The 25,370-nt window shown below is 66.1% G+C and carries 29 protein-coding genes; 12 read left to right on the top strand and 17 right to left on the bottom strand.

Annotated elements, in window-relative coordinates:
• Positions 1 to 135 precede the first annotated feature (135 nt).
• From FHJ30_RS02310 to FHJ30_RS02300, 3 genes are all read left to right on the top strand, one after another.
• Positions 136 to 1,347 (top strand): YihY/virulence factor BrkB family protein, encoded by a 1,212-nt coding sequence (locus FHJ30_RS02310; RefSeq protein WP_139027661.1) that lies wholly within the window; start codon positions 136 to 138, stop codon positions 1,345 to 1,347.
• A 363-nt stretch (positions 1,348 to 1,710) separates the two neighbouring features.
• Complete coding sequence (locus FHJ30_RS02305; RefSeq protein ID WP_139027660.1) at positions 1,711 to 1,968, top strand: hypothetical protein; 258 nt, start codon at positions 1,711 to 1,713, stop codon at positions 1,966 to 1,968.
• A 155-nt stretch (positions 1,969 to 2,123) separates the two neighbouring features.
• Positions 2,124 to 2,300, top strand: coding sequence for a CsbD family protein (locus FHJ30_RS02300; protein WP_139027662.1), 177 nt, complete (start codon positions 2,124 to 2,126; stop codon positions 2,298 to 2,300).
• An 89-nt stretch (positions 2,301 to 2,389) separates the two neighbouring features.
• On the opposite strand, the gene FHJ30_RS02295 is transcribed toward FHJ30_RS02300, so the two are convergent.
• The 3 genes from FHJ30_RS02295 to FHJ30_RS02285 form a co-directional block, all read right to left on the bottom strand.
• Positions 2,390 to 2,869, bottom strand: coding sequence for a Dps family protein (locus FHJ30_RS02295; protein WP_139027659.1), 480 nt, complete (start codon positions 2,867 to 2,869; stop codon positions 2,390 to 2,392).
• Between the two features lie 119 nt (positions 2,870 to 2,988).
• Complete coding sequence (locus tag FHJ30_RS02290; RefSeq protein WP_139027658.1) at positions 2,989 to 3,666, bottom strand: O-methyltransferase; 678 nt, start codon at positions 3,664 to 3,666, stop codon at positions 2,989 to 2,991.
• Positions 3,667 to 3,737: 71 nt separating this feature from the next.
• A complete protein-coding gene (locus FHJ30_RS02285; protein ID WP_139027657.1) occupies positions 3,738 to 4,061 on the bottom strand; it encodes a thiamine-binding protein in 324 nt (107 codons plus the stop codon).
• A gap of 120 nt (positions 4,062 to 4,181) precedes the next feature.
• Between FHJ30_RS02285 and FHJ30_RS02280 the strand changes: the two genes are divergently transcribed.
• Positions 4,182 to 4,817, top strand: a complete 636-nt coding sequence (locus tag FHJ30_RS02280; RefSeq protein WP_139027656.1) for a TetR/AcrR family transcriptional regulator — start codon at positions 4,182 to 4,184, stop codon at positions 4,815 to 4,817.
• A 132-nt stretch (positions 4,818 to 4,949) separates the two neighbouring features.
• Complete coding sequence (locus tag FHJ30_RS02275; protein WP_139027655.1) at positions 4,950 to 5,174, top strand: hypothetical protein; 225 nt, start codon at positions 4,950 to 4,952, stop codon at positions 5,172 to 5,174.
• A gap of 135 nt (positions 5,175 to 5,309) precedes the next feature.
• On the opposite strand, the gene FHJ30_RS02270 is transcribed toward FHJ30_RS02275, so the two are convergent.
• From FHJ30_RS02270 to FHJ30_RS02245, 6 genes are all read right to left on the bottom strand, one after another.
• Entirely contained in the window at positions 5,310 to 5,648 is a 339-nt protein-coding gene (locus FHJ30_RS02270; RefSeq protein ID WP_179997645.1) for a hypothetical protein, read from the bottom strand.
• 80 nt (positions 5,649 to 5,728) lie between these two features.
• On the bottom strand, positions 5,729 to 5,983 hold the full coding sequence (locus tag FHJ30_RS02265) for a hypothetical protein (RefSeq protein WP_171058886.1): 255 nt from the start codon (positions 5,981 to 5,983) through the stop codon (positions 5,729 to 5,731).
• Positions 5,984 to 6,122: 139 nt separating this feature from the next.
• Positions 6,123 to 6,434 carry an AzlD domain-containing protein gene (locus FHJ30_RS02260; protein WP_139027653.1) on the bottom strand — a complete coding sequence of 104 codons (312 nt, stop codon included), beginning with the start codon at positions 6,432 to 6,434 and terminating at the stop codon, positions 6,123 to 6,125.
• A complete protein-coding gene (locus FHJ30_RS02255) occupies positions 6,431 to 7,201 on the bottom strand; it encodes an AzlC family ABC transporter permease (RefSeq protein WP_240793546.1) in 771 nt (256 codons plus the stop codon). The genes FHJ30_RS02260 and FHJ30_RS02255 overlap by 4 nt, the downstream gene beginning before the upstream one ends.
• 26 nt (positions 7,202 to 7,227) lie before the next feature.
• The gene (locus tag FHJ30_RS02250; RefSeq protein ID WP_139027651.1) at positions 7,228 to 7,704 is read right to left on the bottom strand and encodes a hypothetical protein; all 477 of its coding nucleotides are present in this window, start codon (positions 7,702 to 7,704) and stop codon (positions 7,228 to 7,230) included.
• A gap of 57 nt (positions 7,705 to 7,761) precedes the next feature.
• Positions 7,762 to 8,661: a glycerophosphodiester phosphodiesterase family protein gene (locus FHJ30_RS02245; RefSeq protein ID WP_139027650.1), complete on the bottom strand. Its 900-nt coding sequence runs from the start codon at positions 8,659 to 8,661 to the stop codon at positions 7,762 to 7,764.
• A gap of 49 nt (positions 8,662 to 8,710) precedes the next feature.
• Here FHJ30_RS02245 and FHJ30_RS02240 point away from each other — a divergent pair, with 49 nt between their 5' ends.
• Positions 8,711 to 10,069, top strand: coding sequence for a DUF445 domain-containing protein (locus FHJ30_RS02240; RefSeq protein ID WP_139027649.1), 1,359 nt, complete (start codon positions 8,711 to 8,713; stop codon positions 10,067 to 10,069).
• A gap of 31 nt (positions 10,070 to 10,100) precedes the next feature.
• Here the strand turns inward: FHJ30_RS02240 and FHJ30_RS02235 are convergent, their stop codons facing one another.
• Both FHJ30_RS02235 and FHJ30_RS02230 read right to left on the bottom strand, forming a co-directional pair.
• Positions 10,101 to 10,850, bottom strand: coding sequence for a LamB/YcsF family protein (locus FHJ30_RS02235; protein ID WP_139027648.1), 750 nt, complete (start codon positions 10,848 to 10,850; stop codon positions 10,101 to 10,103).
• Positions 10,834 to 11,646 carry a hypothetical protein gene (locus tag FHJ30_RS02230; RefSeq protein ID WP_139027647.1) on the bottom strand — a complete coding sequence of 271 codons (813 nt, stop codon included), beginning with the start codon at positions 11,644 to 11,646 and terminating at the stop codon, positions 10,834 to 10,836. The genes FHJ30_RS02235 and FHJ30_RS02230 overlap by 17 nt, the downstream gene beginning before the upstream one ends.
• A gap of 168 nt (positions 11,647 to 11,814) precedes the next feature.
• On the opposite strand from FHJ30_RS02230, the gene FHJ30_RS02225 reads away from it, so the two are divergent.
• Complete coding sequence (locus tag FHJ30_RS02225) at positions 11,815 to 13,140, top strand: MFS transporter (protein WP_139027646.1); 1,326 nt, start codon at positions 11,815 to 11,817, stop codon at positions 13,138 to 13,140.
• 14 nt (positions 13,141 to 13,154) lie between these two features.
• Here the strand turns inward: FHJ30_RS02225 and FHJ30_RS02220 are convergent, their stop codons facing one another.
• The 3 genes from FHJ30_RS02220 to FHJ30_RS02210 form a co-directional block, all read right to left on the bottom strand.
• Positions 13,155 to 15,497, bottom strand: coding sequence for a glycoside hydrolase family 65 protein (locus FHJ30_RS02220; protein WP_139027645.1), 2,343 nt, complete (start codon positions 15,495 to 15,497; stop codon positions 13,155 to 13,157).
• Positions 15,498 to 15,629: 132 nt separating this feature from the next.
• Positions 15,630 to 16,382, bottom strand: coding sequence for an HAD family phosphatase (locus FHJ30_RS02215; RefSeq protein ID WP_139027644.1), 753 nt, complete (start codon positions 16,380 to 16,382; stop codon positions 15,630 to 15,632).
• Between the two features lie 397 nt (positions 16,383 to 16,779).
• The gene (locus tag FHJ30_RS02210; protein ID WP_139027643.1) at positions 16,780 to 17,424 is read right to left on the bottom strand and encodes an alpha/beta hydrolase; all 645 of its coding nucleotides are present in this window, start codon (positions 17,422 to 17,424) and stop codon (positions 16,780 to 16,782) included.
• 243 nt (positions 17,425 to 17,667) lie between these two features.
• Between FHJ30_RS02210 and FHJ30_RS02205 the strand changes: the two genes are divergently transcribed.
• From FHJ30_RS02205 to FHJ30_RS02185, 5 genes are all read left to right on the top strand, one after another.
• The gene (locus FHJ30_RS02205; protein WP_133349335.1) at positions 17,668 to 17,925 is read left to right on the top strand and encodes a DUF6458 family protein; all 258 of its coding nucleotides are present in this window, start codon (positions 17,668 to 17,670) and stop codon (positions 17,923 to 17,925) included.
• Positions 17,926 to 18,263: 338 nt separating this feature from the next.
• The gene (locus tag FHJ30_RS02200; RefSeq protein WP_139027642.1) at positions 18,264 to 19,070 is read left to right on the top strand and encodes a DeoR/GlpR family DNA-binding transcription regulator; all 807 of its coding nucleotides are present in this window, start codon (positions 18,264 to 18,266) and stop codon (positions 19,068 to 19,070) included.
• Entirely contained in the window at positions 19,067 to 20,074 is a 1,008-nt protein-coding gene (locus FHJ30_RS02195; protein ID WP_139027641.1) for a 1-phosphofructokinase family hexose kinase, read from the top strand. Before FHJ30_RS02200 ends, FHJ30_RS02195 begins: the two co-directional genes overlap by 4 nt.
• Before the next feature lie 2 nt (positions 20,075 to 20,076).
• Positions 20,077 to 22,164 carry a fructose-specific PTS transporter subunit EIIC gene (locus tag FHJ30_RS02190; RefSeq protein WP_139027640.1) on the top strand — a complete coding sequence of 696 codons (2,088 nt, stop codon included), beginning with the start codon at positions 20,077 to 20,079 and terminating at the stop codon, positions 22,162 to 22,164.
• 65 nt (positions 22,165 to 22,229) lie between these two features.
• Positions 22,230 to 22,508, top strand: a complete 279-nt coding sequence (locus FHJ30_RS02185) for an HPr family phosphocarrier protein (protein WP_013599585.1) — start codon at positions 22,230 to 22,232, stop codon at positions 22,506 to 22,508.
• Positions 22,509 to 22,681: 173 nt separating this feature from the next.
• Here the strand turns inward: FHJ30_RS02185 and FHJ30_RS02180 are convergent, their stop codons facing one another.
• From FHJ30_RS02180 to FHJ30_RS02170, 3 genes are all read right to left on the bottom strand, one after another.
• Positions 22,682 to 23,110, bottom strand: a complete 429-nt coding sequence (locus tag FHJ30_RS02180) for an SRPBCC family protein (RefSeq protein ID WP_139027639.1) — start codon at positions 23,108 to 23,110, stop codon at positions 22,682 to 22,684.
• Positions 23,103 to 23,957: a class I SAM-dependent methyltransferase gene (locus FHJ30_RS02175; RefSeq protein ID WP_139027638.1), complete on the bottom strand. Its 855-nt coding sequence runs from the start codon at positions 23,955 to 23,957 to the stop codon at positions 23,103 to 23,105. The genes FHJ30_RS02180 and FHJ30_RS02175 overlap by 8 nt, the downstream gene beginning before the upstream one ends.
• A 218-nt stretch (positions 23,958 to 24,175) precedes the next feature.
• The gene (locus FHJ30_RS02170) at positions 24,176 to 25,354 is read right to left on the bottom strand and encodes a Ku protein (RefSeq protein ID WP_139027637.1); all 1,179 of its coding nucleotides are present in this window, start codon (positions 25,352 to 25,354) and stop codon (positions 24,176 to 24,178) included.
• Positions 25,355 to 25,370 lie beyond the last annotated feature (16 nt).

Genomic DNA, 25,370 nt, shown 5'->3' with positions numbered 1-25,370 from the left:
GGCCACTACCTAACTGGCCCTTGCATCCGCAGGGCAATAGGCGCACCGCAAGGCACATAAGCATCACTGACAGGCCGGCCCCGCCCATCGCGGAGCCGGCCTGTCAGGTTCAGGCCCCAATCGAGAGGACACCCCATGGCCACTCACGACTCTTCCGAAACCAGCACCGCCAAGGCGGGTCAGGCACCGGATCCAAACGACTCCAGGAAGCCGGACAGCCCCAAGGAATTGGACAAGCCAAACTGGAAATACATCGCCAGGAAGACGCTGCGCGAGTTCAGCAAGGACCAGTGCCCTGACCTGGCCGCAGCACTGACCTATTACGCGGTCCTGTCGCTGTTCCCGGCCATCCTGGCACTTGTGTCCCTCATCGGGCTCTTCGGCGACCCGCAGAAGACCACCGACGCGCTCCTGCAGATCGTCAGTGGGTTTGTCCCGGCCGAGACCGTCAGCACGGTAGGCGGGGTGGTGCAGGACCTGGCGAACGCCCCGGCGGCAGGATTCACCCTGGTCATCGGCCTCGCCACTGCGCTGTGGTCCGCATCCGGGTACGTGGGCGCTTTTGGGCGGGCCATGAACCGGGTCTACGAGGTGGATGAAGGCCGGGCGTTCGTCAAGCTCCGCGGGACCATGCTGGTGGTCACGCTCCTGGCTGTGGTTATTGTTGCCATCCTGGCCGGCATGCTGGTCCTCAGCGGCCCCGTGGCGGAGGCAGTTGGTGGCCTGATCGGGCTCAGTGGCGTTTTCCTCACCATCTGGAATATCGCCAAGTGGCCAGTCATGATCGCGCTCATCATCGTGATCATTGCGGTCCTCTACTACGCAACCCCCAACGTCAAGCAGCCCAAGTTCAAGTGGATGAGCATGGGCTCGGGCATCGCACTGTTCGTCTTCCTGCTGGCCTCCCTTGGCTTCGGGTTCTACGTGGGCAACTTCGGCAACTACAACAAGACCTACGGCGCCCTGGGTGGCGTCATCGTCATGCTGCTGTGGCTCTGGATCCTGAACATGTCGCTGCTGTTCGGCGCCGAGTTCGACGCCGAGATGGAGCGGGGGCGCCAGCTGCAGGCCGGCATCAAGGCGGAGGAAACCATCCAGCTGCCCCCGCGGGACACCAAGAAGAGCGAGAAGCTGCAGAAGCAGGAAGAGGAAGACATCAAGCACGGCCGCGAGCTGCGCGAGAAGTACAGCGCCGAAAACGGCCAGGACGATGCTTCCGACGGGAATGAAGGCCAAGGCCACGACGGCGGCACGACGGGTGCCCCAACGGAACCGCACCGCGAGCGGGTGCGGGACAAGGTCCGTGACCGTGCCAAGGGCGGAGAAACGACGCAGGGGAACCAGTAGCGCGCGGGGGCTTGGCCGGACCGCTCCCGGCGCACTTCTCCGGGGGCTAGGCAGGACCTCCAAGATGGGGGAAAATTGGTTATGGAGGTCCTGTAGAGGCTTCCCGGGTTTAGCAAGGTGGCCCGGGAGCAGGCGGGGCCGGCGGCGAGATGGCCTCTTCTGAGACCGAGGCCAGTCCCCCCAGTCGCCGTCGGCCCCCTCGATCTGGCTTATGTGCGTGTGGCGGACCGGCAATCTGGGCGCAACTGGACAAAGCGGGCCGCACTGCAATACTTTCAAGATTACTCAGCCGGTTCTTTCGGGGGCCGGCTGGACCGCTGAAGAAGATACGGCGGCATCACAGTCGACCCTGAATGAGCGGACATGCCTGCTACCCATTTTGAACAGTTCCTTGCCGAAGCAGTTGTCCCGGACAGGGAGCCGGGGCTTGGCCTCGGACGCGACGAGCTCTACGGGCTCTACACCAGCTGGTGCCTCCTCCACAAAGCCCAGCTCCAGCCTCCCGAAGCTCTGTGGGCGGCATTGCTGGACCAGGGCATCAACCCGGACAGCAACAACCTTTCCATGACCGGACCCGCCGCAGCGGATTACATCGTGGCGAGCGCGCCGGACCTGGTCTAACCTCAGGACCTGGGCCCACCAGACCCAGGCCTCCGACCCCCGTGTCCGCGCCGGCGATTGCAGAAAAGGCACTGTTGAAGCGTCCTGCCGCTGGTTAATATGAAGGCATGACCGGGGGCGTGGGCGCCTCCGGCACCAGCCGAAGGGATTACGCCATGGGTTTGGATGACAAGATCGACAACGCCGCTGAAAAGCTTGCAGGCAAGGCCAAGGAAGCCTCAGGGAGGGCATCGGATGATCCCGGACTTGAGGCGGAAGGCAAGATGGATCAGAGCAAGGCCGACCTAAAGCAGGCCGGCGAAAAGGTCAAGGACGCTTTCAAGAAGGACTAGTCCTCCTAAAAAAGGGGCTGCTGCGAATCCGCGGCAGCCCCTTTCGCGCGTTCCAGCCAACATACCTAAACGAACCGGAAGCTTGTGAGCTACCCCTTGGACGGCTCCGTGACCGAGGCGCTGGAGGCCATTGTTTCAGCGTTCACCATCCAGGCAAGCTGCTCAAAGCGCTCAATGGCCGCGTGGAGCAGGTCCGCGCTGGTGGGGTCTTCCTCGTCAACCTCGTCGTGGACGTCGCGCATGGTCTGGACCGTCCGTTCCAGCCGTGCGGTGATCAGCTTGACGGTGTCTTTCGTGGACGTCAGCCCCTCCGGGAACGCCTCCAGGCGGGTGTCCGCAGAGACCGTGCTGCTTCGCCCGTCAGGGAGGGCGTGCAGGGCGCGCATCCGCTCCGCCGCCTGGTCCGCGAAGAGCCGGGCAGCAGCAATAATCTCGTCAAGCTGCAGGTGCAGGTCGCGGAAGTTCGTGCCGACAACGTTCCAGTGGGCTTGCTTTCCCTGCAGGTGCAGCTCGATGAGATCGGTAAGCACCGTCTGCAGGTTGCCGGCCAGGGTGGGTGAGGCTTTCATCAGGTTCCTCCGCTGCTGCTCTGTGTCCGGCCGAACTCCGGCCGGGATTTTATTCTAAGCATACTTAGCAGTTGCAGGGGCGTGCGTGGCGAACGCCCCTGGAACGCAGGAACGCAGCGCTACCTGACGCGTGCCAGGGCGAAGCCGTCCCAGCCTTTCGAGCCCACGGTCTGGATGACGGTGGCATCGAGCCGGGGATGCTCGCCAAGGAGTTCCAGCGCATCGATGATTCCCGGGGCATTGACGGGGTCCATCCCAGGATCCAGGATGGCGCCCTCCCAGACAGTGTTGTCCAGGACTACCGTGGTCCCTGGCCTGCCAAGCCGGACCGCCCAGTCCAGGTAGCGGCTGTTGTTCTCCTTGTCCGCATCGATGAAGATGAAATCAAATGGCGCCCTGGCCTCTTCCTCAAGCGCGGCCAGGGTGTCCAGCGCCGGTCCCAGCCGGATTTCCACCTTCTCCCCCAGGCCGGCGGCGTCGATATTGGCCCACGCGACCTCTGCATGCTTGGGCAGGAATTCGCAGGTGACCAGGCTCCCGTCGTCGGGAAGTCCGCGGCCCATCCAAATCGTGCTGAAGCCGGCCAGCGTGCCTATTTCGAGCACGCGGCGCGCCCCGGAAATCTGGACCAGGAGCTTAAGGAGTTTTCCGGCGTTCGGGGCCACTTCGATGGCAGGCATGCCGGCCTCGGCTGCGGAGCGGATGGCCTCTTGCAGCGCCTGGTCCGGGTGGACCACTGTGCGTGACAGGAACTCTTCGGCCGCAGTCCACTCCGGCCGGGGCTTGTGCTCGAACATTGCCACAGTTTGGCACGGGCCGGCGTTGGGGTCCAGAGAAAGCGGCCGACGGCGGATACGGCCGCCGGGGGTCAGGACCCGTCTGCGAGGGCTTCTTCCAGGCGGTCCACTTTTGCCTTCAGCTCGCCGGTGTAACCGGGGCGGATATCCGCCTTGATCACCAGGGAGACCCTGCTTCCATACCGCCCCACGGCCTCGGTGGCCCGCTTAACCACGTCAAAGACTTCGTCCCATTCGCCTTCGATGGTGGTGAACATCGAATCCGTTGTATTGGGCAGCCCTGACTCCCGGACGATCCTGACCGCCGCGGCAACGGCGTCGTGCACTGAAGCATCAGTGGGACGGGGACCTTCGCTGGGCGTGCCGGAGGGGGCAACAGAAAACGCAAGCAACATGGTGCCAGTGTGCCATGCGGCCGGCACGGCTGCATGCCGGAATGGCAGCGTGGAGCGTCACATAACCCGCTACCCTCCGGTAACAGTGAACGCCGAAAGTTCCGTTGCTAACCTTTTCGCATGAGCCTCGCAGTCGTCCGCAAGCCGCTCCGCGCCGACGCAGCGCGGAACGTGGACAAGATCATCACAGCGGCGCGGCAGTGCTTCCGCGAGTTTGGCCCGGAAGTACCGCTGCAGACCATCGCGGCAACGGCCGGAGTGGGCCCGGCCACCCTCTTCCGGAACTTCGCCGACAAGGAAGAGCTGGTCCTCGCCGCACTTAACCGGCAGCTCCGCCTGACAGTGGACCCCGTGATCGACGGCGCCCTGGCCGACATAGACGCAGCGGCGGGGCTCCTGCGTGTCCTCGAGGCCCTGATGGCCGCGGCGAGCGATGACGCCAACCTGCTGGGCGCCGTCGCGGGCCGGCGGGAGCTCCTGACCGGCATTACCGGATCGCTCATGGAATCAATCAGCGTGCTGCTGGTGCGCGGGCAGGGCCAGGGAAGCCTCCGGGCGGACATCTCCATGACGGACATGTTCCGGCTGCTCGCGATGCTCATTGGCGTGGTGGACACCATGGAGCCCGGATCCGATGCCTGGCGCCGCCCGCTTGCGCTGATTGAGGACGCCATCCGCACATCGCGGCCGGCCCGCCCGCTTCCGCCACATGTGCCAGTGCCGCCTTCTCCCCTGGCGGAGCCCCAGCTGGGTTGAGTGCGCCGCGAACGTGGGCCATTGTGGGCGTCCTGCGGGTGCCATAGACTTCAGAAAGGGTTACGCAGCCAGCCCTCTCTGTTTTGAGATGGAGTGACCCATGCATGTCCAGTACCCAATGGCCGCAATACGATGAACAGCTCGAAGCTGATCCAATACCTCAACGATCCCCGCGGGCCTGAGGAAGTCCTTCCCACAATGACCGCGGAAGAACTCGCACACCTGCTGGACGCCCTCTACCAGAACCTCGACACGCCTGAACCCGAATTCGGCGCGGAGACCTGGTATGAGATGGCCGTCGAAGAATGCAGCCGCCGGGCTGGTTCGCCGGACGGCGAAGCCCACGGGGTGGCCTAGCCCCGAGCATAACCCCGCCACCGCCGGACGTCAGCCACCCGGTGCGGGGGAATAATCACCTTGAGTGGCCCCTAACCGGGGTGAAACCATTTCCACCCTCGCCGCCCCTCAGCGGTGCCCATTGGTGCAGTGCCGTCAGCGGTGCCCGTGGTGGTGTTCGTTGGGAATGTGGTCCTTGGCTTGGATCAGGTGCTGCTGCAGCTTTTCCTCCGCATCCCGGCGGCGGCGGGCCGTATCCCGCATCTCCCGGGTAGCTTCGGAGCCGCTCGGGTCAAGGTAGGCCTGCCGCGGCTTCCCGTGCAGCTCCGGCGCGTGCACGTCTTGTGTTGTGGTGGTCTTCTTCGCAGTCTCCTGGACAACAGTGTCCCGGGAACCTGCAGCTTGGGAATCATCGGCCCGGGTTGAGCCGGCTTCGGTGCTTTGGCCATCTTCCGGCTGCTCCGGACGTGACTGATCATTCATGGCGTCATTCATGTCGGTTCCTCCTTCGTGGCCGCCGCAGTGGATGCGGCCTGGTCCAGTCCACCATAGACGGGCCAGGGGATTACGGCCTGCTATGCGCCGGGATCTCCCCTGCCCCGAAGCTCCTGGCGCACCAGCGCCTGCAGGGCCGGAATCTGGGATGCGGGGTCCAGGTCGAATGACTTCCAGAGGCTGTCGGAGAGGGACTCCAGGTCCTCGGCCGGAACGTCCGCCAAGCCGGCATAGCGCGTGAAGAAGCGCTTGGCAGGCAGTCCCGCCCGCCGTCGAACGTTCTTGTGGTGGGGATGCCCGGATCTTTCCCCGGCCGCGTGCAGCTGATTTTCCATGGCCGCCATTCATACGAAAATTTCCATGGCCAACTGCATAGCCGCTTTTATAGTACAACCGGGAAAGGACACGGCGAGTGATCGTCACCACATCGAAACATTGGCTTCCCGCCGGGAGCGCCCGCCCAAGTCCAGCAGCTCAGCTCCAGCCGAGGATCCTCAAGAGCGCAGCCGTGCCCGCGCCGGCCAGGACCACCACCAGGAAGGGCGCCCGCAGCGCAAGGGCTATGGCGGCAGCCGCGAGGGCTCCCAGCCTGGCATCAACAACCAGCGACTGGCCCGTTGCGAAGGTGTTCACCACCGTCAGGGACGCGAGCAAGCCGATGGTCATGGTGCCGGCTACGCGGGACATCCTCGGATCCTCGAGGAGCCTGGCAGGGACAAAGTAGCCCACCAGCTTCCACGCGTAGGCCAGGGCGCAGGCAACCAGGAGCCAGATCCAGAGACTCATTCGGCCGCCCCCGGTCCCGTATTCTCCGCATGGCCCCGGTCCTCATGGCTGCCCGCGAAGGGGCTGCTGCCGGTCCCGCCGTGGCGGTGGCGTTCACGGAAGGGGTCGACGTCCGGCTCGAGGCCTTCGTCGCTGCGGCCATGGCTGAACCAGCCAATCAGGGCAGCCACCACGGCCGCCACGAGGATCGGCACGCCGGCTGGGACAAAGGGAACGGCTATCACGGTGGCCACGGCGCATACGACGGCGATGGCAACCGGCTCGCGTCCTTTCAGCCGCGGCCAGAGCAGGCCAAGGAAGGCAGCCACCGCTGCGCCGTCCAGTCCCCACTGCTTCGGGTCGCCCAGGCCGCTCCCGGCGAGGGCGCCGACAGCGGTGAACAGGTTCCAGAGCACGTAGATGCCGATGCCCGCAGCCCAGAACCCGCGCCGCTGTTCTGCGGGGTCCGTCTGGCCGGAGCTGGTGGCCGTGGATTCGTCGATGGTCAGCTGGGCGGCAACATATTTGCGCCAGCCCGTGGGGTGCAGGAGGGCGTTGAGCTGCATGCCGTAGATTCCGTTGCGCATTCCCAGGAGGGTGGCAGCGCTCATGGCGGCAATGCCGGAACCGCCACCGGCCACCACGCCGATGAAGGCGAACTGCGAGCCGCCGCTGAACAGGAGCAGGCTCAGCGCCATGGTCTGCCAGAAGTTCAGTCCTGACGTGACAGAGAGAGCGCCGAAGGAGACGCCGTAGAGGCCGGTGGCAATGCTGATGGAGATGCCCATCCGCACTGCCGGCGATGCCAGCAGCGTCACAGGCCAGCCCCCGCGGCTGGCTTCCGCAGGCTCCAGACCCACACAATGAGCGGCGCCTGGAGCGGAAGCCGCACACTGTGCACCTTCCGCTGCACCGGGGTTCCCTGCGGCCCGTAAGCCCGCCGGAGGGCGTCGACGTGCCCAGCGAGGAACGCCGCGAACATGATGGTGGTGGCCGTGGCGGTTGCCTTTCTGGTTCCCGGGACCAGGATTCCGACGGCGGCAGCAAGTTCCAGCAGGCCGCTCACCGCAATCCACTCGTCCCGTGACAGGAGGGCGAAGGGCCGCGAGGGCGCGGCGCCGTGGCAGGTGCCGCCGTCGGCAGCGCCGTCTTCACGGCACAGGTAATCCGGCACCACCTGGCGGTAGAAGCCGGGGTCGCGGAAGTGCTTCATGGCGCTGGCCAGGAGCAGCGCGCCCATGGCTGCCGCGGAGAGGCGTTGGACGGCCCGGCCGGCGCGGGGAAAAGGCATGGCTCAACTCAATCACAGCCCCGTCGGATGCACCGAAACGGTGCCGCTGGCCGGGAATTACCTTCCCTGCGGCGAGGCCAGCTGCAGCTGGCTAAGGACGCGTGCCGGCACGTTGGTGGTGATTTCCTGGATGCCGAGCCCCGCGCAAAGGGCCACATCCTGTTCCGAGTCCACCGTCCAGACGCGGAAGCGCCGGCCTGCAGCCAGCCAGCGCTGGATGGAGGCCGGATGCCGGCGCACGTACTCGATGCCGGGCCCTGCCATGCCCACCTCGCCGGTGTCCAGGATCCGCTCGCCTTCGAGCTGGGCGGCCTTCATCAGGTTGGCAATCGCACCGCCGGTGATCACCCCGAAGCCCAGCCCCGCGCGGACCACCCGGATGTCCACATCGTCCACCAACTGGCAGACGTACTCCGGCGGAACCGAACCGAGCAGCTGCCGCACGGAGTCCGGGCTGAAACTCATGAACGTCACGGACACATTGCCCAGCGAAGAGGTCCGGGGATCCCAGCCTTCGCTCCGCAGCACCTCCAGCACCCGGTCCTCCAGCTTGAGCTGGTACGGGCTGGGGTGCTTGAGTTCGATGGCCAGCTTCACCGGCCGGCCGGCGCCCCGGAGGATCTCCAGCAGTTCGGGGAGGGTCAGGAGCTGCTCGGACCGCGCCCCGTACACCTCGGGAATGCGCACGCCCTTCCATGACGAGAAATCCAGGTGCCTCAGCTCCCGCAGCGTGCGTTCGGCCACGGGTCCGGTTCCGTCCGAAGTGCGGTCCAGGTTGGCGTCGTGCAGGAGGACAACGTGCTGGTCACGCGTGAGGTGGACATCGCACTCCACGCCATCGGCGCCGTCCGCCAGCGCCTGCAGATAGGCCGCGCGGGTGTGTTCGGCGAACGCGGCGCTGGAACCGCGGTGGGCAAAGACCAGGGGCCGCTGCTGCCCCAACTCGTCACTGGTCATGGAGACACGGTAGCCGACCCGCCCCGGACCGCGGGGCTAGGCTTGGCACATGCAGGTGAACTCTGAACCAACTACCCAGGAAGCTCCCACCGGGCCCGCGCCTTCTGCCGCGCCCCAGGTGAAGGGCCGCCCCAAGGCGCGCGCCGCCGTCGTCCATCACCTCAGCCCGGGCGACGCCGAAAAGGCGGCAGCGCTGCGGAAGATGAAGCTGGTGGCGCTCGGTCTGCTGGTAGTGATGGCGGTGATTTTTGTCTTCGCCTTCGCGCTGCAGAAGGAGTATCCGTGGCTGCAGTACGTCCGCGCAGCGGCGGAGGGCGGCATGGTGGGCGCGCTGGCGGACTGGTTCGCCGTCACCGCGCTGTTCAAGTACCCCATGGGCATCAAGATCCCGCATACCGCCATCATCCCGCGCCGCAAGGACCAGATCGGCGCCTCGCTGGGTGAATTCGTGGAGACCAACTTCCTTTCGGAGCAGGTTGTCCAGGAAAAGCTGGCCAGCGTCAACATAGCCCGCCGGGCCGGCGAATGGCTGGCAACACCGGGCGGCGCAGACAGGGTTGCGAAGGAAGGCGCCGCCTTGATCCGGGGCGCTTTCAAGGTCTTGAACGACGACGACGTCCAGGCGGTCATCGAGGGAATGGTCCGCAAGCACCTGCTGGCTCCGCCGTGGGGGCCTCCCGTGGGCAAGCTGGCGGCGCGGATTTTCCGTGACGGGCACCACCACAAGCTGGTGGACCTGCTGGTGGACCGCGCGGCCGACTGGGTGGACGACAACCACGATACGGTCACCCACCTGGTGTCCGACCGCTCCCCCACCTGGGTGCCGCAGTTCGTTGACGGGCTGGTGGGCGACAAGGTCTATGTGGAGATCCTCAAGTTCGTGCGCGCGGTGCAGGCCGACCCCAACCACCAGGTACGGCAGTCCATCGACAAGTACCTGAACGACCTCGCGCAGGACCTGCAGCACGATCCGGCGATGATTGCCCGTGCTGAGGACATCAAGGCCCAGGTCCTGGGCGATCCCGAAGTGCGCGAACTCGCCTCCCGCACCTGGGGCACGGTGAAGAATGCGCTGCTGGGCGCGGTGGACGATCCGGACAGCGAGCTGACCATCAAGTTCAAGGCTGCAGTCCGCGACTTCGGCTCCCGGCTGGTCAGCGATCCCGAGCTCGCCGGCAAGGTGAACGCCTGGATCGGCGACGCCGCCGGCTACCTGGTGCGGACCTACCGCTCCGATATCGCCGGCGTCATCACGGACACCGTGGCGCGCTGGGATGCGGAGGAAACTTCGCAGAAGATCGAACTCCAGGTGGGCAAGGACCTGCAGTTCATCCGGATCAACGGCACGGTGGTGGGCTCACTGGCCGGGTTGGCGATCTTTACGGCTGCGCACCTGGTTTTTGGGTAAGCAGGCGCCCCTTTCAACCAAGCGCACGTTCTTAGGCGAACGCCTCCAGCTCCACGCCGGCTGCTTCCAGCCCAGCCCGGACTGCCGAGGCCATCTCCACGGCACCCGGAGTGTCGCCGTGGATGCACAGGGAATCCGGCCGGACCTGCACCACTGTGCCGTCCACGGCCACTACTTCCCCCTTGGTCGCAAGGCGCACGGCCCGCGCGACGATCGCGTCGACGTCGTGCAGCACGGCACCTTCCTGCGAGCGCGGCACCAGCGTTCCGTCGGCAAGGTAAGCGCGGTCCACAAAGGCCTCGACGAAGACGGGGTGGCCGGCCTCCTTCGCCTGCTTCAGCAGCTCGGACCCGGGCAGGCCCAGGATGGGCAGGCCGGGATCGTACGAGTTGACGGCGGCCACCACTGCGGAGGCCTGTTCGGCGTCCTGCACCAGGCGGTTGTACAGCGCTCCGTGCGGCTTCACATAGTCCACGGAGGCACCCACGGCGTGGGCAACGCCGTCGAGCGCCCCCAGCTGGTACAGCACGTCGCCGAACAGCTCGTCGAAGCTCATGTCCAGCGAGCGGCGGCCGAAGCCTGCAAGGTCCCGGTACCCCACGTGGGCACCGACGGTGACGTCCAGTTCGTAGGCAGCCCGGCAGCTGTCCAGCATGGTGACCGGGTCCCCGGCGTGGAAACCGCAGGCGACGTTGGCGCTGGTGACCAGCTGGAACATGGAGGCGTCGTCCCCCATCTTCCAAGAACCGAACGATTCGCCAAGGTCAGCGTTGAGATCCAAGAGTGTTGCCTTCCAGCGTTTGGTTGTCCTGTGCCGCGGCCGCAGGAGTGAGCTCTCCGGGGATGGTGTCCGGCATGGGGCCAAACGCCTCTTTGGCATTGGCCACCACGGCGCGCCCCATGATGAGGTTACCGGCTCCGCCCACCACGGCACCTATGCCGAACGGCAGGGCGCGGCCAAACAGCGCAGTGCCCTGGCGCTTGAGCAAGTTCTTGAGGAAGGCCTTCTGGATCCTGCTTCGGATGCTGCCGAAGCCCGGTACCGGCATGGACCTGGAAAGGACGTTGCCCCACGCCTTGGTGGCGTTCACTTCCCTGCCCGCCGCCTGGCCGCTCAGTGTGCCCAGAAGGGCGGTCCCTTCCTCGCCCAGCATGATGGCCATCACCATCGTGCTGGCCTTCTCGGGATTGGTAAGCCGGATGCCGTGCAGCTCCGCAAGGGAAGTGGAGTAGAGGGCTGTCGCTTCCAGGAACCCCACGGTTGCGGCAGCGGACAGTCCCAGGGACGCCACCGTCCCGACTCCGGGCACCACGGCGGTTGCGCCCACCAGCGCGCCTCCGCCGGTGACGGCGCGGAGGTAGTCGCGCTCCAGGATGTCAGCCAGCTGCGCTGCGGTTGCCCGGGGGTGCTTCTTCTGGAGCCGGCGGATGTACGCCACCACCAGGGGGCGCTGGATCTCCACCGCCTTCAGGAGCATGTTGTGGACACCGGGCTTGGGCTTGCCGTCGGCATCGAATACCGCGTTGTGGGCGGTTTCCTGGGCGATTCGTACTGCGGGGTTGCTGCGCTTGGCCATGGTCACCTCTGTTTGTCTCGCCGGCGGGCTGATGCCGGAATTCCTAATACTAAGGTTGCTTAACATTAGGCCACTGCCGGTGCTTACCCCCACCCTGCCGCGACCTGCCGTGCCTTGTCGGGTAGTGGGCCGGCTCCCCGGCATACGTCCAAAGCCTAGACTTACCCTATGCCCACCCCCAAAGCCCTGCGGCCCTTTGCGCACCGCGAGTACCGGGTGCTCATCGCAGCATTGGCCATCTCAATTTTTGGTTCCGGCATGTGGGCCGTGGCGATGGTGTACCAGGTGATCCAGCTGGGCGGCGGGCCGCTGGAGCTCTCCCTTGTGGCGGCCGCGGGCAGCGTGGGCCTGGTGGCCTTCGTCCTGGCCGGCGGCATCGCAGCGGACCGGATCCCCCAGCGCCGCCTGATCATTGCGGTGGAGGGAGCCAACCTGGCGGTCATAGCCACGGTCAGCGGACTGGCCATGGCCGGCCTGCTTCAGCTGTGGCATGTCGCGGCAGGCTCCTTTGTCCTCGGCGTCGGCGCCGCCTTCTTCTTCCCTGCCTACTCGGCCATCCTGCCCCGCATCCTCCCTGCCCAGGACCTGCTGGCCGCGAACGGGATGGAGGGGTCCATGCGGCCCGTGCTCCAGCAGGCTGCGGGCCCCGCGGTGGCGGGCATGGTGGTGGCTGCCCTCTCGCCGTCGCACGCTGTTACGGCGGTGGCCGTGTGCCACCTGCTGGCATTCATCGTCCTGAACTTCCTGGGCCAGCACGCCCTGGCGGCGCCCGTCAACGGGGCGGAGACGGACGGCCGCGCGCCGGCGGGCACTGAAGGCGGGGGCGGCAGGACATCCTTCATCCACGACCTGCGCGAGGGCATCCGCTACACGCTCCAGACGCCTTGGCTGCTGTGGACCCTCATCTGGGCGTGCATCTCCGTGCTGTTCCTGATCGGGCCCATCGAGGTGCTGTTGCCCTTCGTGGTGCGCGACCAACTGGCCGGCGACTCCCGCATGTTCGGCTTCCTCCTGGCCATCATGGGAGTTGGCGCCGCGCTCGGCTCGCTGTTCACGGCGTCCTTCCGGCTGCCGCGCCGCTACCTCACGGTGATGATGGTGTCCTGGGGTGCCGGCAGCCTGCCGCTGGCCGCCGTCGGCATCATGGACAACTTCTGGGCCATCGCCGCCGCGCTGTTTGTCTTCGGCGCCACCGGCAGCGTGGGAATGGTCATCTGGGGCACCCTGCTCCAGCGGCGCGTCCCGCCGCACCTGCTGGGCCGGGTGTCCAGCCTGGACTTCTTCGTTTCGCTCGCGCTGATGCCGGCGTCCATGGCGCTTGCCGGCCCGGCCGCCGAAGTCCTGCCCCTCTGGCTGATCTTCCTGGTGGCCGGCGGGGTATGCCCCGTCATGGCAGTGATTGCCATGGCCGCCGCCGGCATGCCCGACGACGAACTGGCCCACCCCCTGGACAGGTCACCTGAGGCGGAACGTACGACGGCGGCAGGAGACTAGGCGGCCGCCGGCACCTACTCCCGCGCGCGCACCACCGGGATACTCGCCGTCGGATGTCCGCTGGGGAACACCGTGGGCTCCGGTTCCGGCACTGGCTCAAGCGCCACCTGGACGGGCTCGGCACCCACCGTGACCAGCTGGCCCCGGACGTCCACGGCCAAGGCATCGCCGTCACGGACCGTCAGCGTGATGGTCCCGGCCCTGAGTTCCACCAGCAGCAGGCGGCCCTGGATCTTCAGGTGGAAGGTGAGCCCGTCCCATTCCGACGGCAGCCGCGGGTCGAAGTACGGGATCGGCCCCTGGTCCCGCAACCCGGCAAAACCGCAGACCAGGGAGCTCCACACCCCGCCCGTGGAGGCGATGTGCACGCCGTCGATGGTGTTGCCGTGCGTGTCATCCAGGTCGATGAACACGGCGTTCGTGAAGTGGTCCAGCGCTTCCCGCGAGTACCCCACCTCGGCCGCCATGATGCCCTGGACGCATGCCGACAGCGTTGAGTCGCCGGTTGTCAGGGGGTCGTAGAAGTCGAAGGCGCGCTGTTTCTCCTCCGGCGTGAAATCCTGCCACTGCAGGAACATCGCCAGGACGGTGTCTGCCTGCTTCAGGACCTGGTGGCGGTAGATCACCAACGGGTGGAAATGCAGGAGCAGGGGGTACTTGGACCGGGGCGTGGTCCAGTCCCAGGGTTCGAGGTGCATGAAGTCGTTGTCCTGCGAGTGCACCTGCATCCGCTCGTCGAACGGAAGCTGCATCCGGTTCGCGGCCGCCTCCCACAGCTGCCGCTCTTCATGGGTGATGCCCGCATGCTCCAGGGCCGCGGCGGCACGCAGGTTAAAGCGGGCCATCACGTTGGTGTAGAGGTTGTCGTTGACCACGGCGGTGTACTCGTCCGGGCCGGTGACGCCGTGGATGTGGAAGAGCCCGTCCTTGCCGAAGAAGCCCAGCGAGATCCACATCCGCGCCGTTTCAATGAGCAGCTCGGCGCCCATCCCGTCGCGGAAGGCGGTGTCCCCGGTGGCCCAGACGTACCGGTTGGCGGCAAAGGCGATGGCAGCGGCGATGTGGAACTGCGCCGTGCCTGCGGCATAGTATGCGCTCGCCTCGAGCCCGTTGATGGTGCGCCACGGGAACAGTGCGCCGTCAACGCTCAGTTCCTTGGCCCGGATCTTGGCTTCGGGGAGCATGCCGTGGCGGAATTCGAGGACCTGCCGGGCGCCGTCGGGGTTGGTGTACGTCAGGTATGGCAGGAGGTAGACCTCCTGGTCCCAGAAGTAGTGGCCTTCGTAGCCGGAACCCGTCACGCCCTTGGCGGGGATTCCGGCCACGTCTGCCCGCGCCGTGGCCTGGGCAAGCTGGAACAGGTTCCAGCGGATGGCCTGCTGCAGCACGGACTGGCTGTCGACCACGATGTCCGAGGTGGCCCAGTAGTCGCGGTAGTGCGCTTCGCTCTCGGCAAAGATGTCACCCACCGGGCGGAGGCCTTCCTCTGCGGCCGCGGCGGGGTCCACCGAGGGGTCCTGGATGGCCCGGCCAGCCGCATAGCTGACGCTCTTTTCGAGGCGGAATGGCTCGTCCGGGCTGACAGCCAGGACGTAACGGACGCTGCTGTCATCCTGGTCAACCAGCGTGTCGAACGGCTGGTGCCCTGCGGAGGTCCAGTGATCCACCGCAACGCCCACCCGCTGCTTGGATTCAGCGGCCTCCCAGGCCAGGCGGAGCGATCCGTCGCCGCCGTCAAGGCGCAGGGGCAGCAGCACGCGTCCGGCGTGGCGGCCGGCCCGGCGGGGATCGTGGGCGGAGTGGTCCTCAACCGGCTGGTCCTGGCGGTTGATCACCGAGGAGGTGACGTCCACGGAAACCTCGCGGTCCGTCACCACGTCCAGGGAGATGCCGAGGGCTCCGCGGGAGGCGAAACCCACAGCCCGGCGTTCAGTGGTGGTGACGACGGCACCGGAGCGGCACTGCCAGGTGACGCGGCATTCGTACACCCCGGTGGAGAAGTCCACGGAGCGCCGGTAATCCAGCACCTCGGACTCGGCGAGGCTGAGGGACTCGCCGTCGATGACCACCGTGAAGTTGTTGGCATCAGGGATGTAGAGGATTCGCTGGCCGGTCCGGGCAAACCCGAAGGCGTTTTCCGCGTGCTTGATGTCCCAGATTTCGTGCAGCCCGTTGATGAAGCTGCCCGGCAGGTCGGAGTCGGCGGAGGCCCAGTGGGCGCCACGGATCCCCAAATGTCCGTTGCCTAGGGCAAAGAGGGTTTCCAGTGTCCCTTCATTGCCCTGTTCGTGGCGGGTTTCCACGAGCTGCCAGGGGGAGTTGGGGAATCTTTCGCGGTCCGCTGAGATCAGGGACATGGTGTTGGGTCCTTTGGCGTTTGGCCGGGCAACCGGTTTGCTGCCGGCCTGGGGATACTTTTCGGGGGGTAACTGGTACTGATGGGAGCTGCCGGGGGTAGCAGCGGGCGGCCTCGGGGAAGGCTGCCTTCTTTAGGGAAGAAGTTCCTCGAGGTCATTGACCACCAGGGTGGCTCCGGCGTCGAGCAGCGCCTGCCGCCCGGCGCCGCGGTCCACGCCGATGACCGAATAGAACGATCCGGCGTCGCCGGCCTGGACACCGGACACCGCGTCCTCCACCACCACGCATTCCCCGCTGGGAAGGCCCAGCAGGCGGGCGGCATACTCATAGGTGGCGGGGCTGGGCTTGCCCGGCAGGCCTTCGCTTGCCGCGACCACACCGTCCACCACCACCGGGAAGCGCTCGCTGAGCCCGGCCGCCGCAAGGACGGCCGGGGCGTTCCGGGAGGAAGAGACGACGGCGACCTTCAGCCCGCGTTCAAGCGCGGCTTCGAGGAAACGCACCGAGCCGGTGAAGGGCTCCACTCCGGCGCTCACGATGTCGTTGAAAATCCGGTTCTTCCGGTTGCCCAGGCCCTGCACGGTGGTGTTGGCGGGGTCGTCATCAGTGGGGCCCTCGGGGAGCTTGATCCCCCGCGAGGCCAGGAAATCCCGGACGCCGTCGAAGCGCGGCTTGCCGTCGATGTGGTCGAAGTAGTCGCTCTCGCTGTATCCGGGCACCTGCGGCTGAGCCGCCAGGTAGTCCTCGAACAGTTCCTGCCATGCCTGCTCATGGACGGTTGCCGTGGGTGTCAGCACGCCGTCCAGGTCGAAGAGGATGGCAGAGGCATCGGCCCAGGCGGACACCTCGGCCGTTGCGTGGTCTGCTGCGGTATTTTCATTCATCAGCGGTGCGTTGTCCTTCCAGGACGGCGGGCAGCCTTGAAGGCTGGATGCTTGGAGTGGGGAGGCATCGATGCCCGGATGATCGGCGGCCAGGGGAGGCGGCGGTCCGCGAAGGGAGCGCGGCGGCCCTGGCCTCGCTGATCGTTGTATCCCTACCATCATGGACACGGAGCCCGGCGTCGGACAAGCCGGCGGCACCTCCAAAGGCGCAGGCCGGATGCAGGACGTGGGACAGTATCCGGCTGCAGTAAACCCTCGGCACCGCGCTGATCTCCTTGTCCGCCCAGCTCAGGGCCGCGATAGCGGCCGAAGAAGAGTGTAAGCGCTTACAAATTTAGCTGGCAACTGTTTTTTCTAGCGGAACCTGACGTGAGGCACGTCTCAGCATCCGGGACCGTCAGGCTTGGATTTTTATGGTCCCGTCCGGACGGAGCACATAGTGGCGCAGGAAGACGCTGACGTCCACCATTTCCGTCTTTGACATTGCATGGCCCATGCCGGGGTAGGTCCTGGCGGTGAGGAGCGTGTTCTGCTGGAGCCATTCCTCCGTGTAGGCGATCGCGTCCTCGTTAATGACCAGGTCCGCCTTGTCCCTTCCCCAAAAAAAGGGCGGCTTGGTGTCGAAGGATTCCGTGAGGGACAGCAGCTCATTCTGGAGCACAAAACCGGAAAGGCCCACAACCGCCACATAGTCCTTGGGATGCAGGCGCAGCAGGGTGCTCGCCATTGCCATGCCCTGCGAGTAGCCGAGCAGGCTCACGCTGCTGTGCTGGCCCTTAACGCTGTTGATCCAGGCCTGGACGGCGCTCGAGGCCTTAATGACGTCCGCGAAGTCGTTGGCCAGGAAGTAGTCCAGCAGGAACCATCCCCAGTGGTCACCAATGGCCACCGGCGCACGCACTGCCGCGCACGTGAACTCGGACGGCAGGTATTCAAAAAGGCGGACCATGCGGGACTCATCGGTGCCGTAGCCGTGCATCATCACAAGCAGCGGGGTGCCCGCCCGCTCACCTTCAGGTTTAGACCACACAACTGTTTCCATCGGATCAGCCTAGCCATCCTGCGCAGCCCGCCGCCCCAGCCGTGCCGGTCCACCAACCCCACCACACCGGGCTCACCGGCCCCTTTCTTCACAGGCGCCACACCACAACGAATGGGTTACGTGCCGGCGCCCACCATTGAATACCGCTACTTCGGGCTGTAGCGTGACGCTTAACGGACAGCATGCTTACCAATCGTCCGCGGGCTAAGAAGACGCCCATCCGTGATTAACAAGGAGCAACTCATGAGAATCGGATCCTCCATTTTCCTCATCGCACTCGGCGCCATCCTCGCCTGGGCGGTCGCTCCAGGCCTCATCCCCTTCGTTGACCAGGTGCTCATCGGCTACATCCTCATGGCAGTCGGCGTCATTGGACTTATCGCCTCCCTCATCCTCGCCTCCCCCGGCCGCAGCAGGCGGGTCAGCGAGACGCGGTCCGTGGTTGATCCCAACACCGGGGAACGCATCACCCGGAACGAAAGCCGCGACGGCGGGCTGTAGCACTACAAAGTCCACCCTGCTGCAGTGCAGGACAAGGCATTGACCCGAGGAGCCGGGCCAGACCATTCGTGGTCCGGCCCGGCTTTTCGCTTCCCCACCCGGGAGTTTTGGGCAGCATGCAGGGTTCCCGGGCCGAAAAGTCGGCTTATCTGGCCAAAAACTCCGAACGGTCACGGGACGCCCGCCCCGTGGGATTTTGTTTCATGTGGGTTTCCATTGACAAACCAACACAAGCAAAGATAAAGTCAAGTAACTCAACATCATGTGATGCCAGTCACTCAGCAACGGCGTCCACCGAACGATCCACAGCACCAGCAGACCTACGCAACGGAGGGTACGTGTTCGCCGAGGAGCGCCAGCAAAAGATTGCCGAGCTTGTTGCCGGCAGCGGCCGGGTCAGCGTGACCCTCCTGGCCGAGCGCTTCCGCATCACCACCGAAACCGTCCGCCGCGACCTCGCCACCCTCGAGAACGCCGGCACCGTCCGCCGCGTCCACGGCGGGGCTGTTGCAGCAGACCGCTTCAGCACCACTGAGGAAAGCGTCACTGAGCGCGCCATCCAGCGGCCTGACGAGAAGATCCGGATCGCAGAGGTGGCCCTGGCACTCATCCCGCGCAACTCCGCCGGCAGCGTCCTGATCGACGGCGGCACCACCACGGAAGTCCTGGCGGACATGCTGTCGCGCCGCGCCGCCGCCGAACCGTCCGACCCAGCGGAACCACGGGCCGAACTGGTGGCCATCACCCACGCCGTTCCCATCGCCGGCAAACTCTCCAGCTCTCCAGGGATCGCCCTCGAGGTCCTGGGCGGCCGGGTGCGCGGGATCACCCAGGTTGCCGTGGGCCAGGCAACCGTGGAGGCCGCCGGCAAACTGCGGCCGGACATCGCCTTCATAGGCACCAACGGAATCCATGCAAGCTTTGGGCTGAGCACGCCCGATCCCGAGGAAGCCGCCGTCAAGGCAGCTTTCGTCCACTCGGCCCGCCGCATTGTGGTGCTGGCCGACTCCTCCAAGCTGGACACGGAAACCCTGGTCCAGTTCGCCTCCCTGAAAGATCTGGACACCTTGATTACAGACAGCGAACCCGGCCCGGAGCTGGCAGCAGCCCTGGCAGAAGCCGGCGTTGACGTGGTGATCGCATGATCGTCACCTTCACCGCCAACCCCAGCCTTGACCGCACGGTTGCACTGCCCGGCCCGTTGGCGCGGGGCGAAGTGCAGCGCGCCGTTTCCGTCAGCCAAGAGTCAGGCGGCAAGGGCGTCAATGTTTCCCGCGCACTGGTCGCCTCCGGCCTGGAATCTGTTGCCGTGCTCCCCGGCGCGGACAGCGACCCCGTCCTGGCCGGGCTGCGGGAAAACGCGGTGCCGTTTGTCTCGCTGCCCATCAACGAACCACTCCGGACCAATGTGGCCCTCACGGAACCCGGCGGCGTGACCACCAAGATCAATGAGCCCGGCCCGGTCATGGATGCGGACCAGCAGGAAGCCCTGATCAAACTGCTGCTGGAGAGCTCACGCGGCGCCAGCTGGGTGGTCCTCGCAGGTTCGCTCCCGCCAGGCTTTCCTTCTGATTTCTACGCGACGGCGGCCCGCCGGATCCGCGCAGCCGGCAACGGCAGTGCACCGCTCATCGCCGTGGATTCCTCCGGTGCGCCGCTCGCCGCGGCAATGTCCGGAGGCGATGCCGGTGCCGATTTGGCCGGCAACGGTTCCGGGAAACCGGACCTCCTCAAACCCAACGCCGAAGAACTGGCGGAACTGGCTGCTGCAGCCGGCTTCGCCGCGGCCACCGCTGACGAACTTGAAGCGGATCCGAAGGCTGCAGCGGCAGCCGCCGCCGCCGTCGTACGTTCAGGCGTGGGTGCTGTCCTGGCGACTCTCGGATCCAAGGGAGCTGTCCTGGTAACGGCCGACGGCGCGTGGCTGGCCACGCATCCGCCGGTCGCCGCGGTCAGCACGGTGGGCGCGGGCGATTCCGCGTTGGCCGGCTACCTGCTCGCCCACGGCCAGGGCGCCGCCCCGGCCGACTGCCTTCGCCAGGCTGTGGCCCACGGTGCCGCAGCCGCCTCCCTGCCCGGTTCAACGGTTCCGGCAGTACACCAAACCACCCCGGATGCCGTAACCATCACGGCCCTTCGAAAGGATTGACAGTGACCCAGCTCATCACCACGGACCTGGTCGAGCTCGACCAGAACCTGGGCAACGCGCCCGAGGCGGTGATCCGGCACTTGGCAAGCAAAGTAGCTGCCGCCGGACGCGCAACAGAAGTTGAAGGCCTCTTTGCCGACGCCTTCGCCCGCGAGCAGAAGACCGCCACGGGTATCCCCGGCGGCATCGCCATCCCGCACTGCCGCTCGGCCGCCGTCACGGAACCCACCCTGGCCATGGCCCGCCTTAACCCCAAGGTGGACTTCGGCGCCAAGGACGGCCCGGCGGACCTGATTTTCTTCATCGCGGCCCCGGACGGAGCCGATCAGGCGCACCTGAAGCTGCTCTCCAAACTGGCCCGGTCCCTCATTAAAAAGGACTTCACCGCAGCCCTGCGCAACGCCTCCTCCCGCGAGGAGATCGTGGAACTGGTGGACGGCGCACTTGCCGAAAAGCCGGCAGCCCACGCAGCGGCGGTACCTGCTGACACTGTTGCTTCCTCGGGTGCCTCCGGGGCTTCCGCCGGCACGGCTGCGGCAGGCACTGCCCCCGCCGCTGCGGCGGGCACGGCTTCGGCAGGCTCTGCCGGGTCCGGCCCCAAGCGCCTCGTGGCCGTGACTGCCTGCCCCACCGGCATCGCGCACACCTATATGGCAGCTGATTCCCTGGTGGCAGCTGCCCAGGAGGCCGGCGTCGACCTGCAGGTGGAGACCCAGGGTTCCTCCGGCGCCAAGCCGCTGGATCCCGCTGTCATCGCAGCCGCCGACGCCGTGATTTTCGCGGTGGACGTGGACGTACGCGGCAAAGAGCGCTTCGCCGGCAAGCCCGTCATCAACGCACCCGTCAAGCGCGGCATCGACGAACCTGCCAAGATGGTCCAGGAAGCGCTCGCAGCAGCCTCGGACCCGAACGCGCGGCGCGTCCCACACTTCGGTGCCGAGGAGCAGGCCGAGCAGGCAGCAGCCGAAAAGGGCGAGCACATCGGCCAGAAGCTGAAGAGGGCGCTGCTCACCGGCGTGAGCTACATGATCCCGTTCGTTGCCGGCGGCGGCCTCCTGATCGCCCTGGGCTTCCTGCTGGGCGGCTACGACATCACCGAAGTCGCGGACAAAGTGGTTGTGCAGAACAACTTCGGCAACCTTCCCGAGGGCGGACTCGCCACATACCTGGGCGCAGTCCTGTTCAAGATCGGCGCCCTGTCCATGGGCTTCCTGGTCCCCGCACTGGCCGGCTACATCGCCTACGCCATCGCTGACCGGCCCGGCATTGCCCCCGGTTTCGTTGCCGGTGCTGTCTCCGGGTTCATGGGCGCGGGCTTCCTCGGCGGCATCGTCGGCGGCCTCCTGGCGGGCTACATGGCCCACCTCATCGGCACGTGGTCTGTCCCCCGCTGGCTTCGAGGCCTGATGCCCGTCGTCATCATCCCGCTGCTGGCTTCGATCTTCGCTTCCGGCCTGATGTTCCTGGTCCTTGGCGGCCCCATCGCCGGCCTCACCGCGGCACTTAACGGCTGGCTGTCCGGCATGACCGGCGCGTCAGCAGTGGTCCTGGGCATCATCCTGGGCCTCATGATGTGCTTCGACCTCGGCGGTCCTGTGAACAAGGTGGCCTACGCCTTCGCCGTCGCCGGCCTCGGCGCCGGCAGCGCCACAAACCAGGCACCGTGGCAGATCATGGCAACCGTCATGGCTGCCGGCATGGTTCCCCCGCTGGCCATGGCCCTGGCCACGGTCCTCGACAAGAAGCTCTTCACTTTGAACGAGCGTGAAAACGGCAAGGCAGCCTGGCTGCTGGGTGCTTCCTTCATCTCCGAAGGCGCCATCCCGTTCGCCGCTGCAGACCCGCTGCGCGTCATTCCTGCCAGCATGCTGGGCGGTGCCGTTACCGGGGCGATGACCATGGCGTTCGGTGTCACATCGCAGGCACCCCACGGCGGTATCTTCGTGTTCTTCGCCATCAACAACGTGCTGATGTTCGTCCTCTCGATCATCGCCGGCACCATCGTCACCGCACTGGCCGTCGTGGCCCTGAAGCGCTGGGCAGCCCGCAAGACCGCTGCTACGGTGGAACCCGTCCCAGCAACCGTCTGACCCCTGCCTCACCCACTACCTCTACCCGGCATTTCAACCAGCCGCCGGAAGACAAAGGAGCAAAAATGCCAGAACGCACAGCAACCGTCGCCAGCCGCGTGGGCCTGCACGCACGCCCCGCAGCCATCTTTGCCGAGGCAGCAGGAGAGTACGACCTGGACATCACCATCGCCCGCGAAGGCGAGCCGGCGGATGAGGCGATGGACGCTGCAAGCATCCTGTCCCTCATGAGCCTGGGCGCCTCGCACGGCGACGTGGTGGTCCTCCGCGCAGAAGGTGACGGTGCGGACACCGCGCTGGACCACCTGGTCCAGATCCTGGAAACGGATCACGACGCCGAGTAGCAGTCCGGCACCAAAGCCGCACGGCCGCCGTCGGGCCTTCCCTCCGTGGGAAACGCCCGACGGCGGCCGCTCGCGTTAAGTGCCCCCCCTCCCCAACTAGGTAGCGCTAAGTGTCGTTTTGAGCCTCCAAAACGACACTTAGCGCTACCTACTTGAGCGGAGGAACGCAGGGGTTAGGTGCGCTCGGAAATCCTCTTGACGTCCGCCACGAGCTTGTCCCACATACCTTTTGAGTGGTCGGCCGCCTCGGCGGTGGGGTTATTCTCCTGGGTCAGCGTCAAAAGCGTCCGGCCGCCCTGGTCCTGGAGTGTCCAGGTGAGCGTGTGGTAGTTTTCCGGCTTGTCTTCCTGGCCGGCGAGGGGACTGAAATGCGTATAGACCAGCTTCTTGGCCGGCTCGACCTCGAGGATTACCCCCTTGTCCCGGTAATCCTTGCCCTCCCAGGTGCCGGTCCACGTGATGGGTCCGCCCACGCTCCAGTCCGTGGCGAGTTCAGCACCAAACATGAACTCCTTCGTGGCCGCCGGATCCGTGATGACGTCCCATACGCGCGCCGGAGGGGCATCCACAGCTACCGAGGATGTGGCCACATGATCAGCCATTTTCCTTGGCCTTCTTCGCAGTGAACAGCAGGTATTCCCATTCCATCTGGAACGGGGTGTCGCCGTGGGCATCGCCGAAGGAGTCCGCCAGCTCTGTCAGCGCCTTGTCCAGGGCTTTGACCTTGTCCACGTCCTCGGCAATGGACTTGTAGACCGAGATGGTGGGGCCGTAGTGGGACTTGAAGTAGCGGACGAAGTCTTCCGGCTGGTGGAAGCTCCGGACGACGAGCGCCTGCTTGCGGGTGTGCACGTCCGTGACCCTGTTTCCCAGCAATTCACGGACGTGGTCCTCGCTCCCCCACAGCGGCGCCGGCTGGGCGCCCGGCGGAGGCGGCGGGGCGAAGGGCTTCATGGCCGCGAACATCTTGCCGATAAACCCGTCCGGGGTCCAGCTGAGAAGTCCGATGGTGCCGCCCGGTTTGCAGACCCGCAGCAGCTCATCAGCGGCGGCCTGGTGGTGGGGAGCGAACATGACGCCGAGGCAGGACATCACGGTGTCGAACTCATGGTCGCCGAATGGCAGGGCCTCGGCGTCCCCTTCCTTCCATTCAAGCACCACGCCCCGGTCGGCCGCCTGGTGGCGGCCGGCGTCGAACAGTTCGGGGGTGAGATCGCTCGCCACCACCTTCGCGCCCATCATGGCGGCGGGGATGGCGGCGTTGCCCGCTCCGGCGCCGATGTCCAGAACGCGGTGGCGGGAAGTGATGCCGCAGGCTTCCACCAGGATGGCCCCCAGCTCAAGGAGGAGTTCGCTGGCCAGTGCGGGATAGTCCCCCGACGCCCACATGGCCCGGTGTTTCTGCTTGAGCGCGAGGTCCGCCTCGGCTGTTTGCGCCCGATCGTTCATTTCCGCGCCCCTCTCCGGTGGCATGTCAGCGTGAGTGACAGCACGCTGCTGGGCACAGCGGAGGCTGTGATGACTCATTGTGGACGCCCGGGTGTCGGCTGTAAAGACGTACCCGCTACCGGAAAGCAAGCAAGCTTAGTAGTTTCATGTACATGGCATTCACAGCACGGGCAGGCACCACGGCCCGGGGACAACCATGGGGACCATCACGCAGCCCTTCACGCGGGCTTGCGCGCCCGCGTGCCCGCCGCCTTACTGGTGGAAGCCTTGGCCGCAGGTTTGGCGGCGGCCTTGTCCGCCGTCGGCTTGGCAGCAGTGGATTTTGCTGCCGTGGACTTTGTAGCGGCGGATTTCGCTGCCGTGGACTTCGCGGCAGCGGACCTCGCCGTGGCGCCGGTCTTGGCAGTGCCGGTCTTGGCAGTAGCCGTCTTGGCGGCACTGGTCTTGGCGGTACTGGCCTTTTCGGTACCCGTCTTGGCGGCCGCCGTGGACCGCTTGCCCGCCGGCTTTTCGCCCTCCGCCTGGCTGCCGCCGGCTTCCGCGCCGGATTCCCCGCCGGCTTCAGCGCCAGCCTCATCACCGGAAGCGCCGGCAGAGGCATCGGACCCGCCGCCGCGTTTCCGGTCCAGGCTCCGCTTCAGCGCCTCCATCAGGTCGATGACTTCGCCCTTGCCGCCTTCTCCGGCTTCCACACCGAACGTTTCCTCGGTGTCCAGCGATTCACCCTGCTCCAGCTTGGCCTCAATGAGCTGGCGGAGCTGGACCTGGTAATCGTCCGTGAAGGAGGCGGGATCGAAATCAGCCGCCATGGACTCCACCAGTGCCGCGGACATATCGCGCTCCTGCGAGGAGATCTTGACCGAGGCATCCAGGGAAGGGAATTTCGCCTCGCGCACCTCGTCCGGCCACAGGAGGGACTGGAGCACCAGGACATCGTCCTTGATCCGCAAGGCGCCCAGGCGGGTCTTCTCACGGAGGGCGAACTGGACAATGGCCACCCTGTCCGTGTCCTCCAGGGCGCTCCGCAGCAGAACGTAGGCCTTGGGAGACTTGGAGTCCGGCTCAAGGTAGTAGCTCTTCTCGAACATCATGGGTTCAAGCTGCTCGGACGGGACGAACTGCACCACTTCAATCTCGTGGCTGTTCTCCGCCGGAATGGCTTTGAGCTCGTCCTTGGACAGGACCACCGTCCGGCCGTCTTCCTCGTAGGCCTTCTCGATGTCCGAATAATCGATGACCTGGCTGCAGACCTCGCACCGGCGCTGGTAGCGGATCCGGCCGCCGTCGGCATTGTGGACCTGGTGCAGACTGATGTCATGATCCTCAGTGGCGCTGTAGACCTTCACGGGCACGTTGACCAGGCCGAACGCGATGGCACCTTTCCAGATGGCTCTCATCCCTCAAGTGAACATC

Origin of the sequence: Arthrobacter sp. BB-1 (assembly GCF_006151685.1) — a bacterium.
Taxonomy (GTDB): domain Bacteria; phylum Actinomycetota; class Actinomycetes; order Actinomycetales; family Micrococcaceae; genus Arthrobacter.
The sequence above is the reverse complement of the archived record's forward strand: the minus strand, read 5'-3'. Positions and strand labels throughout refer to the sequence as shown.

Coding starts and splice junctions, on each gene's coding strand:
- FHJ30_RS02310 (WP_139027661.1), top strand. CDS start 136: ATGGCCACTCACGACTCTTCCGAAACCAGCACCGCCAAGGCGGGTCAG.
- FHJ30_RS02305 (WP_139027660.1), top strand. CDS start 1,711: ATGCCTGCTACCCATTTTGAACAGTTCCTTGCCGAAGCAGTTGTCCCG.
- FHJ30_RS02300 (WP_139027662.1), top strand. CDS start 2,124: ATGGGTTTGGATGACAAGATCGACAACGCCGCTGAAAAGCTTGCAGGC.
- FHJ30_RS02295 (WP_139027659.1), bottom strand. CDS start 2,869: ATGAAAGCCTCACCCACCCTGGCCGGCAACCTGCAGACGGTGCTTACC.
- FHJ30_RS02290 (WP_139027658.1), bottom strand. CDS start 3,666: ATGTTCGAGCACAAGCCCCGGCCGGAGTGGACTGCGGCCGAAGAGTTC.
- FHJ30_RS02285 (WP_139027657.1), bottom strand. CDS start 4,061: ATGTTGCTTGCGTTTTCTGTTGCCCCCTCCGGCACGCCCAGCGAAGGT.
- FHJ30_RS02280 (WP_139027656.1), top strand. CDS start 4,182: ATGAGCCTCGCAGTCGTCCGCAAGCCGCTCCGCGCCGACGCAGCGCGG.
- FHJ30_RS02275 (WP_139027655.1), top strand. CDS start 4,950: ATGAACAGCTCGAAGCTGATCCAATACCTCAACGATCCCCGCGGGCCT.
- FHJ30_RS02270 (WP_179997645.1), bottom strand. CDS start 5,648: ATGAATGACGCCATGAATGATCAGTCACGTCCGGAGCAGCCGGAAGAT.
- FHJ30_RS02265 (WP_171058886.1), bottom strand. CDS start 5,983: ATGGAAAATCAGCTGCACGCGGCCGGGGAAAGATCCGGGCATCCCCAC.
- FHJ30_RS02260 (WP_139027653.1), bottom strand. CDS start 6,434: ATGAGTCTCTGGATCTGGCTCCTGGTTGCCTGCGCCCTGGCCTACGCG.
- FHJ30_RS02255 (WP_240793546.1), bottom strand. CDS start 7,201: ATGGGCATCTCCATCAGCATTGCCACCGGCCTCTACGGCGTCTCCTTC.
- FHJ30_RS02250 (WP_139027651.1), bottom strand. CDS start 7,704: ATGCCTTTTCCCCGCGCCGGCCGGGCCGTCCAACGCCTCTCCGCGGCA.
- FHJ30_RS02245 (WP_139027650.1), bottom strand. CDS start 8,661: ATGACCAGTGACGAGTTGGGGCAGCAGCGGCCCCTGGTCTTTGCCCAC.
- FHJ30_RS02240 (WP_139027649.1), top strand. CDS start 8,711: ATGCAGGTGAACTCTGAACCAACTACCCAGGAAGCTCCCACCGGGCCC.
- FHJ30_RS02230 (WP_139027647.1), bottom strand. CDS start 11,646: ATGGCCAAGCGCAGCAACCCCGCAGTACGAATCGCCCAGGAAACCGCC.
- FHJ30_RS02225 (WP_139027646.1), top strand. CDS start 11,815: ATGCCCACCCCCAAAGCCCTGCGGCCCTTTGCGCACCGCGAGTACCGG.
- FHJ30_RS02220 (WP_139027645.1), bottom strand. CDS start 15,497: ATGTCCCTGATCTCAGCGGACCGCGAAAGATTCCCCAACTCCCCCTGG.
- FHJ30_RS02215 (WP_139027644.1), bottom strand. CDS start 16,382: ATGAATGAAAATACCGCAGCAGACCACGCAACGGCCGAGGTGTCCGCC.
- FHJ30_RS02210 (WP_139027643.1), bottom strand. CDS start 17,424: ATGGAAACAGTTGTGTGGTCTAAACCTGAAGGTGAGCGGGCGGGCACC.
- FHJ30_RS02205 (WP_133349335.1), top strand. CDS start 17,668: ATGAGAATCGGATCCTCCATTTTCCTCATCGCACTCGGCGCCATCCTC.
- FHJ30_RS02195 (WP_139027641.1), top strand. CDS start 19,067: ATGATCGTCACCTTCACCGCCAACCCCAGCCTTGACCGCACGGTTGCA.
- FHJ30_RS02185 (WP_013599585.1), top strand. CDS start 22,230: ATGCCAGAACGCACAGCAACCGTCGCCAGCCGCGTGGGCCTGCACGCA.
- FHJ30_RS02180 (WP_139027639.1), bottom strand. CDS start 23,110: ATGGCTGATCATGTGGCCACATCCTCGGTAGCTGTGGATGCCCCTCCG.
- FHJ30_RS02175 (WP_139027638.1), bottom strand. CDS start 23,957: ATGAACGATCGGGCGCAAACAGCCGAGGCGGACCTCGCGCTCAAGCAG.
- FHJ30_RS02170 (WP_139027637.1), bottom strand. CDS start 25,354: ATGAGAGCCATCTGGAAAGGTGCCATCGCGTTCGGCCTGGTCAACGTG.